The following is a 15,799-nucleotide window of genomic DNA, read 5'->3' on the forward strand; positions in this document are numbered from 1 at the left end:
TGTTGTCTATCAAATGAAACATCAAAGGTTTTTAAATTGTGTAGCTGCATACGCCATCACTTTCTTTTCTTCTTTCAACTCTTTTATATTACGATAAAATCATTCAATGCACATGAATTAATTTAAATGTTCCTGTTCATTTTTCTATACACCTTTTTAATGATTTTCTTTTTTAGTCATCATCTCTTCTATATTTTGCACAATTATAGTCCGTCATCATCAAAACATTTAAGTTTACGATATTCATTCATATATAAATAAAAAAATTGATATTATATATTTTTTAACTTGCATCCCATTTATAACTCAGTATAATATAAATATCTATTTGATATGAGGTGCCCGGATGTCAAAAAAATTAATATTTATTGTCTTATTATTTATTTTGCTGCCCTTTTCTTTTATGACATTCTTTTTATTTTTTAATAACCAATCAGAAAACTATGATTTAAAAATGGTACGTGCCAGTGCTTCCCAGCCTTTAGTGTTAAATGGCATTGTGCAATCGGACTATCAAAAAGTAATTGTAAATCAAACAGCACTAGGAGAAATTAAAAAGATTGAGGTTGTCGATGGACAATCTGTAAAAATAAATGATTCACTTCTCACTTACCACAACGCTTCTAAATCCCACCAAATCAACTTTCTTTCCCATCTTATTCAACAAAATCGAAACCCTTCCAACACCTTAAACTATCGTGCTCAGATTGCCCAACTCCAAGAGCAACAAGACACAACAATCAAATCTCCCTTTGAAGGAATCGTGCACTTGCACAAACATTTCCCAAGTTTCCAGAACGAAAAAATACTTGAGATTTATTCCAAAAAACAGCATCTTTCATTTAAAGTTCCAGAAAATTTGTATGCGAAAATCAAAGTTAATCAGCCTGTATCTGTCAAGAAAGTCTTTGATACCAAAACTTACAAAGGCACGGTGACTTCTATATCTCCAGTACCTACCACTTCTGACAATCCTTCAAGTTTTTCCACTTATTCATTCAATGTTAAAGTAGCCGAAAGCTTTCCTATTGGTACACACTTCACTTTACAAATCGAACAACCACGTATCGTCTTACCCCAAGACACTCTTTTTGACCGTAATTCTGTTGTTATAAATAAGAATGGAAAATTCATTAAACGAATAATAAATTATGATAGAATAAATGAGCAACTTTTAATTGATAAAGGGGTTTTTATTGGAGAAAAAGTTGTTAGAAATCCAAATGCAAATATTTTAGAACCAAGTTAAACATGATATTTATCATTTTTTTACATTTTATTGCAATTTTTAGTTATTTAAAGGGAATAGTGGGTAAAAGAGCATTATATAAGAAGTTATATTGTAGAGAATGAATAAGCATCATTTCGTTTAAAATTGTTCTACAGATATCTTTCTTATTTTACAATTTTACACCAATTAGATATGCTGTAATAAATAATTGCACGCGAAATAAATTAAATATAAATTATAATCGCATATTATTATGGTGTAAGATAGACTTTGTTTGCTATAATATAAAGTGAGCACTGGATTAATTCATTGATATTTATAGCATATATGCGTATTATGATTTGAGTTAATTTTTTAAGGGTTATACAAATGGGAGGTTATGAGAATGGCTGTTACAAGAGTCAAAGATTGTTTTGAATTATTATCCATGGTTACTTATGCTGATAGATTGAAAAGTGTGATTAAAAAGGAGTTCAAAATTAGTTTTGAAGAGTTCGCTGTTTTAACACATTTAAGCTATCGTATTGAAGAAGAATACTACTTGAAAGATATTATTAACAACTTGAATTACAAGCAACCTCAAGTTGTTAAAGCTGTTAAAAATTTATCTCAAGAAGGTTATTTCGATAAGCGTCGTAATGAAAATGACGAGCGTACAGTACTTATTTTGATTAATGATGAACAACGCGAAAAAATTAATGCTTTATTAGAACGTGTGAATGAAACGATCAAATCTACTGATATTAGACCGCAATAAGAATTTACATCACTGATTATTCATAAATCATTCATCTTAATATGGGGAAAGTCTCAACACAAATGAGATTAATTAAATTAAAAACCACTCACAAAATCGACCATTTCTCATATGGTTGTACTTAGGATGAGTGGTTTTTAGGATACCTATCATCTCGCACTGCTACACTCAATTTTCTAACTCTCTTTATTGCGTGCGGTGCTTATATATCTTCTACTTAAAGATCATTTAACCTTTAAATGATACTTCATAAAACCCTCGTTTTAATAAAAAAAGTGAATAAAGCGAATGAACCATCACGTTCATTGTTTTACTCACTCTTTTTAATCACTTTTTTATGATTTTATATTTTCCATTTAATACGCGTTAAATATGTGAATCTTATGATTTCGTTCTTGAAGATAATTCAATGGTGTAAAAAATAATCAGGACAAGAATCATCACCCATATCGCTATGGAAATTAATTGTGCTGCTTGTCCATCAGAAATTATAACATCAATCGTCTTTTGCAATAGTAGTAAACCGATGCCAGTGTATTCAAGATGTTTTAAATACAGACCTATACTCATAATTATTAACCCAATAAATGCTACAGCCATATGTGCATATTGTGTGACGACATGAATACCTAAATTAAAATCGAAGGCATTCATCATAATTAAAACAAACGCAATGAGTGCTAAAACGACACCGATATAACTTTCGAATTTGTTGCGATATAAATAATTTTTATGCATGATGCGTATATAAATAATAATTGAAATGGGTAAAATAATTAAAATATAAACTAATGATAAGCCTGTTGCAGCACCAAATGCGACGAGCTGTTTATCATATAGATATGAAATCAAGATAAAGTTGATAATAAAAAACACCACTGGATTAAACTGTAGTGTAAACAAATTCTTTTGAATAATTAATATAATTTCAGCAGGTGATTTATGGCGATACTCAATGTAATCTTTATCTTCCGCTTCTGATTTTTGAATATCTTTTCTTAAATTTTCTTTTACATCATCAATCAAATGCGGAGAAACACCTTTATGCTTCAAATAATCTTCTACATTCTCTAGCAAAGTACGATTATTGACTCTCATATAATCCTCCGTCTCACTTAATACATAATCATATTATATTAAAAACCTAACGCATACGCCACCAACAATTTAATGAAGTCTTATTTGAGTTACTATCTTTTGATTGATATTTGCAAAATAATATTGATTACAAAGTCTATAAAATAAAAAGGAGCGTGGCAGAAATCATTTTGATTTCATTGCCCCGCCCTATCAAGGTCATGCACAAAAGATATCTTTAAAGGATGCCTCTTACGTTTAAGCTTCTAAATCAATGCGATAAAGTTTTAAGTGATGATCTTTTGGATTTTTAGATGCAAATTGATAAGCTACTTTGCCATCTACCACGTAACCATTATTTCCTGTCACAGAATTATAATGTGCACGTGTAATCGCTTTTTGGCTAACTTCTTTTTTTACATCCTCATAACTTGGTCCGTTGAGTGCTTGATAACTCATACTAATTCTTTTCACTTTAGACTGCTCACTTTGTCCATTTGTAGTTACAATCATAAGCCCTTTTTTAGTATGATACTCATAATAATGATTGTGTCCATAGGCTTGTTGCGTATGAATCCCTTTTCCTTTTTCACGAAAAACATCTTTCAAACTTTGACCAATTGTTACCCCTTCAATTGTTTGATCACCATTTTGTAATGCTTTAACTGACTCCAAATCATTTCCTGTCATTGCGTTTGCTGTTCCTGTGTACGTAGTCAACAATGTCACACATGCGATAAGTATTGCACTGACTAGCTTTTTCATAAAGCGCACACTCCTTTTTTATGCCGTTATCTTTAGTTATCCATACCCGTAATCACCATAAAATAACAATTTGATTACAAAAACATTACAACTCCATATGATGTGTCGTTCTTTGCATAAAATCTTTGACTTGTTTAAGAAATTTTTCTTTTTCTTCTACAAATGGGTAAACACCTGACTTATTAAATAATTCATATGTTGCATTTGGCATTAACTCTGCAACATGCTTTGACTCATTCGGTGTCACACGTTCATTTGCCTGACCTGCAATAATGAGCGTTCTCACGTGAATTTCAGGTAAAATCTTTTCTAATCCATTTTCCGTAAATGAATGATCAACAGCTGTTTTTTCATAATCTGTTAATAACGCCTCAGAATCATTCACATTTTTAAGAAATTTACGCACTTTTCCTTTAGAATGATATAAATGCTTCTCTAAAAACTTTTCTTGTTCAGATTCATTACATGTTCGAATTGTTTCTGCGTATTTGCGAAATAATCGCTCATGTGGTAATAAAGTATCATCAGCAGTAGGATTAATCAGTATTAACTCAGAAACTTTATTTGACGCACTCAAAGTCAAATCTAACGCGACCGTGCTACCTAACTCATTACCTATTACTGTCGCACTTTCAATGTAAAGAAAGTCCATTAGCTCTTTTATATCTTGGCTATATTCATGAAAATCAATCGCCAAAGGTTTATCAGAATAACCATGTCCACGTAAATCGATTAATATAACTTGAAAATAACGTGCCAATCGTGTGGCAATGTCTTCAAAAACCGTATGGTTCATATATATCGAATGTATCATAACGATGGGATAACCTTTACCCATTGAGCGATAATTTAATGCCGTACCATCAGATGTCCTAAATAGTTCCATTACTTTTCAGCCTCCCGCTTTACATTTAAAATATCTAACAACTCTTCAAGTGTTGTGATTTCATAATCCATTTCTGAATCTAGAGGAACGACTTCATCTTCTTGTCCTTCATGACGATACCAAACACTTACCATTCCCATCGCATGTGCGGGAGCAACATCGTTTAATGCATCATCACCGACATATATAACCTCTTCGGGTTGAACATCTAACTTTTCTAAAATATCCTCATAAATACGTGGGTGTGGTTTGCGGAAGCCGACCGTTTCTGAAGTGGATAAATGATTGACGTATTCTTCAATACCTAGTGCATAAACACGATACTGTTTAATTTTAGATTTACCATTCGCAATAACGCCAATCTTATATCCCGCTGCTTTCAATCTTTCTAACGTATAGTTCGTGTCGTAAAATGGGAATACATAACGATAAAAATGCATTTCAAAGTCATGAAATAAGTCCTTCCAACTTAATCGATCAACGTTGAACTGCTTAATAATTTCTTTGTATAAGTCCGGTTTATCATGGTCTTCATCGTCATCTAATTCAATGAATTTTTTACGAAAATCCGAGGCCTGTACACGTACTAAGTAATCATGAAATCGCTCATACTGCTCTTCGATAAATTTATCTCGAGACTTTTTACGATCCAATAATGTACCTTCTAAATCAAATATTATTGCTTTAATTTGTGTTAAGTCCATTGATTTCCCCTCATTGTTATTCTTGAAAATTACATAACTCTATCATAGTCAATTGCCTATCGCCGTTCAACTATCATGAGATAAAACATTAAAGGAATACCTATTATTGCCAATACAATGCTTGCCGGTATTTGAATAGGCGCAAGCAATTGAGTGCCTAAGACGTCTGCTAATACCATCATGGTTCCCCCGATGACGAGATTAAGCAGCACTTTAATCGTAAGGGATTGTTGACTGATACGATGTACAAATTGAGGAATCACCATGCCAATAAATCCTATGACACCAACAAAGCCTATAATAACGGTTGAAATTGCCGTCGCCAATAATAAAACTACGATTGATAAACGTTCTACATGAAGACCTAAAGCAGCACTTGATAACGTATTCATTTGTAATAGCTTAATTTTAGGAAGACATATCAAAATTGCGCCTAATGTTAGCCCTAAAACGATACTGACATAGATGACCTCGCGATATTCCGAAGCTGAAAAACCACCGAACATATAGGCAACGATATTTCGTAATTTTGTAGGATTAAATTGCACCATTAAAAATAATATCGCGTTTAGCAGAGAACCAATTAATATTCCGGCTAGAATCAGTGAACGCGTGGGATAACCGCGTGTTATGAAATATGCGACAGCAATCACAATGAAAAGTGAGACCATCCCCATTATCATCGCAAACGGGGCAATCCAACTAAAAGATAGGCCTAAAAGAACAGCGCATGCTGCACCCACTGTCGCACCATTTGCCAGCCCTAGCGTAAAACTGTCTGCCAGTGGATTGTTCAAAATAATTTGGAACATTTGCCCCGCTAAAGTTAAACCCATGCCTGATAAAAGTGCTAATAATACGCGTGGGAGTCTGACCTCTAATATCAATATTGCCGCCAAAGGAGTTCCCCATTCAATTTGGCTAAGAAGGCCATACGCACAGACAACAATCAGTGCAATTATCCAAAGCATTATGCTGATTAAGCCACGCAAGGCCTTATTTTTCATATATGGCATCTCTTAACAATTTCATGGCATCATCTAAGCGTGGTCCAGGTCGAGACAACATATCATCATTTAAAGCCACGACGCTCTCTTTTTTCACTGCGCGAATTTGTTCAAAACCACCACGTTGTTTCACGCTTTGTTGATAGTCCTTTGTTGAAACGCCTGCAGTCGACACCATAACATCAGGATTTTTCTTTATAATTTGCTCTTTACTCACTTTCGGCCATCCTTCTGTATCATCAAATACATTTTTAGCGTGCAGTTGTTTAAGCATGTCATTCATAAATGTGCCTTTTCCAGCGGTATAAATTTCTGGTTCTGAAGCAATTTCAATAAATACTTTAGGCTCTTTTTTCTGTTTTGGAACACTATCTGTTACTTTCTTGATATTTGCTTTTGTCTCATCGATTAAATATTTTGCTTGTTTTTCTCTACCTGTAAGCTTTCCAATTTGTTCAAATGATTCATACATTTCATTAATTGATTGGGCATCTTTCACATATGCCACTTTAATACCACTTTCACTCAAATCTTTTAACACTTTTCCTTGTGTCGCTTTTTGAGATTCATGCGCTAAGATTAAATCTGGTTGCGCTTTAATCAAAGCTTCTTTATTTAAATGCATCGCATCAAATTTTTCCTTTTGTTTTACTTCCTTTGGATAATCATCCACTGTAGAAACGCCGGTAACTTTATCACCGATGCCTAATGCATATAATACCTCTGTGTTACTAGGCATCAAAGAAATAATGCGCTCTGGTACTTTACTCGTTGATTTTCCCGTATCCTTAGATTGATTTGCATTAAAATTACAGCCTGCAAGCACAACTACAATGAGTAGTAAGATGCTTATAAAACTTTTCCCCCTCATGGTTTCACTCCTATTTTAATTATTTCATATATCTTATCATTTTCTAAAGTTTAATGGTGCATAAAAATTATTTTCTATAATAAATAATGTAAAATTCAAAGCCCTATCACAATCATCCCTTGACCCAAAATCAATTTTTACGCATATTCGAAGATTGAATAACCAAAAAGAAGGCAGAAACCTATGTTCGTTTGCTAGATTTCTACCTTACTTTACTTTTAATTTTATGATTTATAGTCTAATTTTACATTTGTTCTGGTGCAGAAACGCCGACTAAATGTAATGCATTTCGTAAAGTGATACGCACTGCATCAACTAATGCGATGTGGGCCCGAGTTTTTGCATCGTCTTCTGTTAACACTTTTTCTGCGTTATAAAATTTATGGAAATGCGCAGCTAAATCTTGAATATAATTTGTCACACGATGAGGGGCTCTCGCTTCTGCTGCACTTTCAATCATCGGTTCAAATTCGGCGATTTTCTTTAATAATTCAATCGCTTTTTCATTTGTGATTGTTTGATAATCTGCACCTTTTTCTACTTGATAACCTTGTGCTTTTGCTTGTCTTAAGATAGAGCAAATACGTGCATGTGCATACTGCGCATAATATACAGGGTTATCTTGTGATTGCTCTTTTGCAAGCGCCATATCAAAGTCAAAATGTGTGTCTGGGCTACGCATTGTTAAGAAATAACGTGCTGCATCTACACCCACTTCATCCATAATTTCTCGTAGTGTAATGGCATTTCCTGTACGTTTACTCATTTTGACTTCTTCGCCATCCTGCATTAAACGTACCATTTGCATAATTTGTATTTCTAAACGATTACTATCAACACCAAATGTCTCTAATGAAGCTTTCAGACGATTAATATAGCCATGATGATCTGCGCCGAACAAGTTGATTAGTTTTTGATTACCGCGTTGAATTTTATCATAATGATACGCAATATCAGGTAGGAAGTACGTATAAGTACCATCCTTTTTGATTAATACACGATCTTTATCGTCTTTAAAATCAGTCGTACGTAACCACGTTGCGCCATCTTTTTCATACGTGTAGCCTAATTCATCCATTTTAGCGAGAACCGCTTTAATTTCATTTTTCTCATAGAGCGATGTTTCGCTAAACCAATGATCAAAATGCGTATTAAAATCAGCAAGATCCTGCTTTAATTTTTCCATTTCATAGTCTACACCTAATTTTCTAAACGTTTTTAAACGTTCATCTTCTGCTAAATCAACTAAATGCGGCTGTTTTTCTGCTAAATCTGCACCTATATTTTTAATGTCTTGACCATGATAGCCATCTTGTGGCATTTCCGCATCATATCCTAATTGTTGTAAGTAGCGTGCTTCAATGGATTTGGCTAGGTTTGTGATTTGATTACCTGCATCATTGATATAATATTCACGTGTCACGTCATAGCCGGCTGCATCAAGTACATTACTCAACGTATCTCCGACTGCAGCGTTACGTGCGTGCCCAATATGTAAATCTCCAGTAGGATTGGCTGATACATATTCAACTAGAATCTTTTCATTTTTAGGTTCAGCTACACGACCAAATGCGAGATCTTGCTCTAACGCTTGATCAATCACAACATTGAGATAACTTGGGTCTAAATAAAAATTAATAAACCCTGGTCCAGCGATATCGATAGATTTTACATGTGCCGCTTCCGTATCTAAATGGTCAACAATAAGTTGTGCGATTTCTCTCGGATTGCGCTTTGCTAATTTTGTTAAAACCATAGCGATATTTGTTGAATAATCCCCGTTTTTACTATCTTTTGGGATTTCAATTTTAATATCAGGAATTGTGTCCACGATTTGCGCTTGTTGAATACTATTTTTAATTTCTTGAACTAAAGTGTCTTTAACTTGATCGATAATATTCATCTTATATCTCCTTATATTTAATTTCGTATTGATATTTTCCAATCTGTTCATTTCCTTGAAATAAGGCGTAATACACTTTAAGTTTTCCACCATTTTCGCTCACAAAATGTAATATACTCATTGTATGGACGGTTAACACCATTTTACCATGCGGAAACTCATAAAATGTGGTCGTATCTTGACCTTCAACAAAATGAAGTGTCATATTGATATCACCTTTACGAATAATCTTGATACTGTCATCCGCTAATTTTACGGTCACATTTACAGCAGCGTCATCCACTTTTTCATGATATCGAATGAAGTCTGCATCTTTTTTCAACCATTGCCCAGTCGTTTGATGGGAGAAAATGTCCTTATCTCCATCTTTTTTTACAATTTGACGCACATCAACTTTGATATTATGTTCCACAGTGTCATTCACCTTACTTTATAGAATAATACAAGCCATTATATCACACAATACAATAAAGAAAAGAGAGCAAGACATCATGTCCGGCTCCCTTTTTCTGGAAAATGTTAGTTTGCTTCATCGTTCAGCGCTTGATGCAACGTCACATCTGAGTTGCGCCACATTTCAGGATGATGCGATTTTAAAAATTCAGCGAGGACTTTACGATTGTCCGCACCAATATGGTCGACAATGACTTTGTGCTTCATCGATTTATCCATCATATTCACATGTTCAGGCATACTTTTATATCCCCGACGAATTGACTTATTAACAAGCATATAAGCTGCAGTCACGCCAGCGTAATAGGGCCCTTGCTCTCCTCTTTCTGTTGTGACCCAACATAACCAATAGGCTTTTGCGCCATCAACATCAACAATTTCCTTGTCTGTTATCCATTTCACACCTCGCTCTACTTTAGCACGTGCATGCATCGCACCAATATCTATAAACGCTTCTTGTGCTTCGATATCAATAAAAACAGGTGCCACATTATCTAAACTAATGGAACCTAAATTCGTCCCTTTATGACCATCTAGCGGGTCTTTTTTAATAATATTAAAATTAAAGCCTTTTTTCTCCGCCATTGCATATCCCTCCATCAAACATGTTCTCTCAAATACAAGTGAAGGATAAAAATTGATTTGAAAGACGTCTTCCCAATCAGTAATAGTAATAAGAAGTATGCCACGCCTCATTCAAAGCGTATGCCCAATCCCCATCCTTAACGGCAACATAATCTTTTGTGCCCCTTCATATGAGGCAAAACGCATGGTTCTCTCAATCACTAATTGATTAATTCAACTCATTCAAAAGATTAATAATAGTACTTTTTATCTCGAGATCTTCAATATTAATAATAAGCTCTTTAGGATAATAGAGCTTATAGTCTTCACGTTTAATACCTGTAATACTTGAAATAATCAGCGATTGGCTACTGATTTCTCGAATACTACCATTATTTTGTAATAAATGTATCGGTTGTCTATTAGATCCAGGTCGGTCATAATCATAAGGTAAGTCTGAAAATGAATCACTGACAAAATAATAGTCAGGGTCGATACCCGCCTGTTGAAATAAATCGCGTAACTCAGTAATCGTAATAATGGAGCCATCAAATGGTAAATACTTAAATAAATCACGATTAATAAAGCGACGCGACAAATCACTTAAAATCGGATCCGTTTCTTCCATCCATTCTTTCAAGTAATATGTAACATCTGTTTCATCTAATTTAATATATTCTTCAACTGTTGCTCTATTCTCAAAAAAAGGCACAAAATCTCTTGGAGAAATCTTAAAAGCATAGCCTTGCTCATATAAGTATTTCGCGCGTTTAAAACAATGATTAAGCAAAACCTCTCCACCACGACTCACAGGGTGAAAGTAGATTTGCCAATACATTTGATAGCGACTCATAATAAAGTTTTCAACGGCATGCATTCCGCTCTCTTTAATCAGTACCTCATCTTTCGAAGGGCGCATCAATCTTAAAATACGTTCCATATCAAACATACCATAAGACACACCTGTGAAATAAGCATCCCTTTGTAAGTAATCCATTCGATCTGCATCAATTTGTGATGAAATCATTGAAATGACTAACTTATTGTCATGCGTTTTATTAATCACTTCGGCGACTTCATTTGGAAACGTGTCACTGACACGTTTCAGTACCTTATTGACTTCCGTGTCTCCTACAATAATCGCCTGAGTATATGCTTCGTGGTCTGTATCAAAGATTTTTTCAAAACTATGGGAAAATGGGCCATGTCCTAAGTCGTGTAACAAGGCTGCGCACATCGCTAGTGGTCGATCTGCATCATTCCACTCTGGCCATCCTCTAAACGATTCGTCAATCATGCGTCGAACAATCTCATAAACGCCAAGCGAATGACCAAAACGGCTATGTTCAGCAGTATGAAATGCTAAATTGAGCGTACCGAGTTGTTTAATTCGGCGTAACCTCTGGAATTCTTTTGTTTTGATTAAATCCCAAATCAATTGATCTTGTACGTGTATATAGCGATGAATCGGATCTTTGAAAACTTTTTCTTCTGGTAATTTACGTGCTGCATAAGTTGATTTCGTCAATCGAAAATCCTCCTTAATCGCAATTTTATCTCAGTCTTTTTTTCATAAGGGCGAGATGCATCGTTTCACCATACATCACATGTTCATATGTACGTAATACTTCAAAGCCTTCTTGTTCATAAAATGCGACACCTTTTTCATTTTGCGTATCGACTTCAAGGTAGACAGCATCATATTGACCATCGTAGTGCGAAAGTCCTTTTTCTAACAATAAACGTCCATAACCTTTATTTTGTGAGTGTGGACGCACATAATGCGCTGATAAATAAAGTTCGCTTCCTTGTATAAAGTTAGCGAAACCTACCACTTCTTTATCTTCAATTGCGACAATAAAGAGTTGGTCTTCTAATCTTTTACGCAAATGCTCTTCGTTATATGAAGCCGCGAGTAATTCATTCACAGTGGAAGCCGCATAAATATTCAAATACGTATTGTACCACGCTTTGGTCGCAACATCGCGGATACCAATGACATCATCAGGTGTAGCAATTCTTACTTCATACATTCAACATTTCGCTCCTTACTTGCATTATAGAATACATACTATTATACCATAAATGCACAATTAAATAGGATTGAAAATATTTATTTCGTCACGCGTAAAACTGGTTCCAACGCTTTGCTTCTTTCATTGCATAGCTATCATCACGAATATCTCCTGGGCGTTCTGCATAGCCAATTAAATAGTCTTGTAAATGCGCACCTAAATACTGCAAACTATATTCAATCTGTTGTACGCAAGGTAGCGCTTTAATTCTAGGACTATCGCCACCCACAATAATTAATCTAAAGTTGATTCTCGCCATTTTTTCTTTAAAATCAACGTAACGCGGATCTTGTAATGTTTCCGACCAATGGTCAATAAATGATTTTAATGTCGCACTCACACTGTACCAATAAACCGGTGAAGCAAATATCACTTCATCGCTTTGTAGCACTTTATCAATGACTTCTTGATAGTCGTCATTGTAATCTAGTATCGTTTCATGTTGATGTCTGACATCTCTCACTGGATTAAACTTTAATTTTGTCAAATTAATCCATTCATAGTCGTATCCGTTTAATGCTTCTTTAACCAGTGCAGCCGTATTGCCGTAATCTCGACTTCCCCCGAATAGCACCGTAATCATAAATTATCATCCCTCTTACTTTTTTGAATGTATGGATACTATTCCCATGTAAAGCGCTAAATATGCATGATTTCTTTTATCTTGCACCTGAACAAAGTTTTCAAAACCGACTATAACACATAAAAAAGGCTAAGACGTCATCACGTCTTAACCTTTTTAAGGATTTGAAATGACATCATTATTTCTAGGTGCGCCACACCGTAAAACAACGGCATATCCGTACATGTCTGTCGCCATTTCTCTCTTATTTATTTTGAATCAATTCAATGATTTAACCGCTTATTGACGTTTAGCGAGTTTTTCTTTCAGCTTCCGATCTTGTTCTTCTTTTCGACGCTTACGCTCCTCATTACGCTTTCTGAGACGTTCTTCTTCCTCTGGATCTCTTGGTTTTTGAAGTTGTTTCGTTACCTTTTCTATCAATTCTTCCTCAGTTTGCGCAGCGAGTGGTCGATTGTTAACAAACGCAAAAGTTTTACGTCTTCCTGGTCCACAGTATGATTGACAGCCCACTTCAATTTCCGCTTCAGGGTCTAACTTTTTAAGCTTTTGCGTCAATGTTTTAATGTTAACCGCTTGGCAATCATCGCAAACCATGAATTTATTTTTCACTTTAGCGTCCCACCTCTCAATTTTTTAACTCTATCCATTTTACTCTTTTTTCAATATTTTTCAAGTTACAAATCTTTAGAGATATGAACGTCAACCCATATTTTTACGCCACTTAACAACTTATTAAGATCGTCCCTCGCCCAACATTAAAGAACCTAAAAAAGGAGTGGAACAGAAATCGGTTTAATTTCGTTGTTCCACTCCAGCACAAATGACTAAAATTGAGTAAAGCTTGCTTCAAGCATATGTGCAATCCAGTCAGTTACTGCTTTTAATTTATTTAAAACTTTTCGTAGATTGAACCCTATATCTCATTAATATCGTTCATTTCAATCAATACAGCACTATTTATTCCATTTTTGCATTCATTTTCGCGTTACGCGCTAACATTCGTTCGTAATACCCTTCATAGCGCTCCCATTCAAATGAAGTAATTGGATCCATATTCAGTGTACCACCTAAATCTTTAATCGCATAAAGCAATTTAAACATGACCTCTTGAACAGTTAAAGAATGACCTAAAAGTTCTTCCAAAGATGCCATACATTCTGGCTCAATGCTTGGATACGTAAACTTTGTCTTCTCACCGTGAAGCGCATGTTCGTAAAATGCACGCATTAATTCAGCACGTTCACTGCCTGAGCCTTCAACACAAAGATAAATTTGCACAGCTATTCCACCTCGTACACGCCGTTGTGAGATGCCAGCAAACTTTTTATTATTGATACTCAAATCAAACTTACCTGGGCAATAAGAATGTTGAATTTCGTGTGTATCTATGTCTACATTTTCGTCTTCAAACATTTTGCTAATTAATAAGTACATCACTGTAAAAGCTTCATCGATAGAGGTTTCCGTTTTACCTTTAAACACCAGTGAAATATTTAATACACCTTGATCTAAAACAACACCTAAACCACCTGAATTACGAACAATCGCATTATAACCACGTGTATCTGTCAAATATCGAATACCGTCTTGCAAATGAGGAAGTCGCGAATCGTGAATACCTAAAATCACTGTATGTTGATGAACCCATGTTCTTACTACATTCGGAGATAAATCTTTGCCCACACTTTCCGAAAACGTATCATCAAAAGCAAATGATTGCATAGGCGCTAAACCAGAAGAATGGTCAACATAGCGCCATGTGTGGCCATTAAAATACTTTGATGTTAAGTCCATTATTGTAAACTTTGTGCAGCAGTAATAATAGATAAGTTATAAACGTCTTCAGTTGAACAGCCGCGAGATAAATCGTTTACTGGTGAATTAAGTCCTTGAAGTACAGGTCCTACTGCATCGTATCCTCCTAAACGTTGAGCAATTTTATAACCAATATTACCTGCTTCTAAGCTTGGGAATACGAATACGTTTGCATCACCTTGAATTTGTGCACCTGGTGCTTTTTTCTTCGCAACTTCTGGTACGATTGCAGCATCGAATTGGAATTCGCCATCAATGACAACGTCAGAAAGTCCTTCAGAAGCTATTTTTTCTTGAGCAAGTTGAACAGCTTCTACAACTTTTTCTGTATCATCTGATTTTGCTGAACCTTTTGTTGAAAAACTCAACATAGCTACGCGAGGATCCATTCCAAAGCTTTGTGCTGTTTTAGCACTTTCAACCGCAATTTCTGCTAAATCTGATGCACCTAATTCTGGATTAATGGCACAATCACCAAAAATAAATTGTTGATCTTCTTTAATCATAAAGAACACACCAGAAGTTTTAGACACACCTGGTTTTGTTTTAATGATTTGAAGCGCGGGACGTACTGTATCTGCAGTCGAATGTGCTGCACCACTCACTAATCCATCTGCATAACCTGCGTAAACAAGCATTGTACCGAAGTAATTCACATCGTTTAAGAACGATTGCGCTTGTTCTTCAGTTGCTTTACCTTTACGTCTTTCCACAAATTTCTCAACTAATTCGGCTTTTAAGTCACTTTTTTCAGGGTGAATGACTTTTAAGCCTTCAATATTTAAAGATTTGTCAGCTGCTAATGCATTAATTTTGTCTACATCACCTAAAACGATTGGTGTGACGTAATCAGAACCTTGCAATTCTACAGCTGCTGTTAATACACGCTCATCTTCACCTTCTGGTAATACGATACGCACATTTTTACCTGAAAGTTTGTCTTTTAAAACATCTAATAAACTAGACATTGTTGTCCTCCTCTGCTTTACTTCTCAATAATTTCCATCTATTATTATACGTTATTTAAGCATAGATTTCCATGCCACTCACTGTAAATCTAGGGATAGGGGGATCTAGTCAAATTCATTTCTGTCCTGCATGTATA

17 protein-coding genes are annotated in these 15,799 nt (G+C 35.0%); 2 read left to right on the forward strand and 15 right to left on the reverse strand.

Annotated elements, in window-relative coordinates:
• Window positions 1-346 precede the first annotated feature (346 nt).
• Both C1H58_RS01825 and sarA read left to right on the forward strand, forming a co-directional pair.
• Window positions 347-1,249, forward strand: coding sequence for an efflux RND transporter periplasmic adaptor subunit (locus tag C1H58_RS01825; RefSeq protein WP_165545124.1), 903 nt, complete (start codon window positions 347-349; stop codon window positions 1,247-1,249).
• Window positions 1,250-1,616: 367 nt separating this feature from the next.
• Window positions 1,617-1,988 (forward strand): global transcriptional regulator SarA, encoded by a 372-nt coding sequence (gene sarA, locus C1H58_RS01830; protein ID WP_016424365.1) that lies wholly within the window; start codon window positions 1,617-1,619, stop codon window positions 1,986-1,988.
• A gap of 381 nt (window positions 1,989-2,369) precedes the next feature.
• Here sarA and C1H58_RS01835 read toward each other — a convergent pair whose 3' ends face one another.
• The 15 genes from C1H58_RS01835 to pta form a co-directional block, all read right to left on the reverse strand.
• Window positions 2,370-3,086: a hypothetical protein gene (locus C1H58_RS01835; RefSeq protein WP_050331711.1), complete on the reverse strand. Its 717-nt coding sequence runs from the start codon at window positions 3,084-3,086 to the stop codon at window positions 2,370-2,372.
• Window positions 3,087-3,323: 237 nt separating this feature from the next.
• On the reverse strand, window positions 3,324-3,830 hold the full coding sequence (locus C1H58_RS01840) for an SA0570 family protein (RefSeq protein ID WP_165545125.1): 507 nt from the start codon (window positions 3,828-3,830) through the stop codon (window positions 3,324-3,326).
• 85 nt (window positions 3,831-3,915) lie between these two features.
• Window positions 3,916-4,716 carry an alpha/beta fold hydrolase gene (locus C1H58_RS01845; protein WP_165545126.1) on the reverse strand — a complete coding sequence of 267 codons (801 nt, stop codon included), beginning with the start codon at window positions 4,714-4,716 and terminating at the stop codon, window positions 3,916-3,918.
• Window positions 4,716-5,420, reverse strand: coding sequence for an HAD family hydrolase (locus tag C1H58_RS01850; protein ID WP_016424361.1), 705 nt, complete (start codon window positions 5,418-5,420; stop codon window positions 4,716-4,718). Before C1H58_RS01850 ends, C1H58_RS01845 begins: the two co-directional genes overlap by 1 nt.
• 56 nt (window positions 5,421-5,476) lie before the next feature.
• Window positions 5,477-6,427 carry a FecCD family ABC transporter permease gene (locus C1H58_RS01855; RefSeq protein WP_165545127.1) on the reverse strand — a complete coding sequence of 317 codons (951 nt, stop codon included), beginning with the start codon at window positions 6,425-6,427 and terminating at the stop codon, window positions 5,477-5,479.
• A complete protein-coding gene (locus C1H58_RS01860) occupies window positions 6,417-7,298 on the reverse strand; it encodes an ABC transporter substrate-binding protein (protein WP_165545128.1) in 882 nt (293 codons plus the stop codon). Before C1H58_RS01860 ends, C1H58_RS01855 begins: the two co-directional genes overlap by 11 nt.
• Before the next feature lie 244 nt (window positions 7,299-7,542).
• Window positions 7,543-9,201, reverse strand: coding sequence for an arginine--tRNA ligase (gene argS / locus C1H58_RS01865; RefSeq protein ID WP_060830336.1), 1,659 nt, complete (start codon window positions 9,199-9,201; stop codon window positions 7,543-7,545).
• A gap of 1 nt (window position 9,202) precedes the next feature.
• Window positions 9,203-9,613 (reverse strand): YwiB family protein, encoded by a 411-nt coding sequence (locus tag C1H58_RS01870; protein ID WP_050331717.1) that lies wholly within the window; start codon window positions 9,611-9,613, stop codon window positions 9,203-9,205.
• A 107-nt stretch (window positions 9,614-9,720) separates the two neighbouring features.
• Complete coding sequence (locus C1H58_RS01875) at window positions 9,721-10,239, reverse strand: YwhD family protein (RefSeq protein WP_050331718.1); 519 nt, start codon at window positions 10,237-10,239, stop codon at window positions 9,721-9,723.
• 208 nt (window positions 10,240-10,447) lie between these two features.
• Window positions 10,448-11,746, reverse strand: a complete 1,299-nt coding sequence (locus C1H58_RS01880) for an HD domain-containing protein (RefSeq protein ID WP_165545129.1) — start codon at window positions 11,744-11,746, stop codon at window positions 10,448-10,450.
• Between the two features lie 25 nt (window positions 11,747-11,771).
• The gene (locus tag C1H58_RS01885; protein WP_050331720.1) at window positions 11,772-12,251 is read right to left on the reverse strand and encodes a GNAT family N-acetyltransferase; all 480 of its coding nucleotides are present in this window, start codon (window positions 12,249-12,251) and stop codon (window positions 11,772-11,774) included.
• 88 nt (window positions 12,252-12,339) lie between these two features.
• Window positions 12,340-12,876, reverse strand: coding sequence for a flavodoxin family protein (locus tag C1H58_RS01890; protein ID WP_165545130.1), 537 nt, complete (start codon window positions 12,874-12,876; stop codon window positions 12,340-12,342).
• 279 nt (window positions 12,877-13,155) lie between these two features.
• Window positions 13,156-13,488, reverse strand: a complete 333-nt coding sequence (locus C1H58_RS01895) for a YuzB family protein (RefSeq protein ID WP_050331722.1) — start codon at window positions 13,486-13,488, stop codon at window positions 13,156-13,158.
• 348 nt (window positions 13,489-13,836) lie between these two features.
• Window positions 13,837-14,673: a lipoate--protein ligase family protein gene (locus C1H58_RS01900; protein WP_207554662.1), complete on the reverse strand. Its 837-nt coding sequence runs from the start codon at window positions 14,671-14,673 to the stop codon at window positions 13,837-13,839.
• Window positions 14,673-15,662 carry a phosphate acetyltransferase gene (pta, locus tag C1H58_RS01905; protein WP_165545131.1) on the reverse strand — a complete coding sequence of 330 codons (990 nt, stop codon included), beginning with the start codon at window positions 15,660-15,662 and terminating at the stop codon, window positions 14,673-14,675. The genes C1H58_RS01900 and pta overlap by 1 nt, the downstream gene beginning before the upstream one ends.
• Between the last annotated feature and the right edge of the window lie 137 nt (window positions 15,663-15,799).

The sequence above is a fragment of the Staphylococcus sp. 191 genome (assembly GCF_011174885.1).
In the GTDB taxonomy this organism is placed as follows: domain Bacteria; phylum Bacillota; class Bacilli; order Staphylococcales; family Staphylococcaceae; genus Staphylococcus; species Staphylococcus coagulans.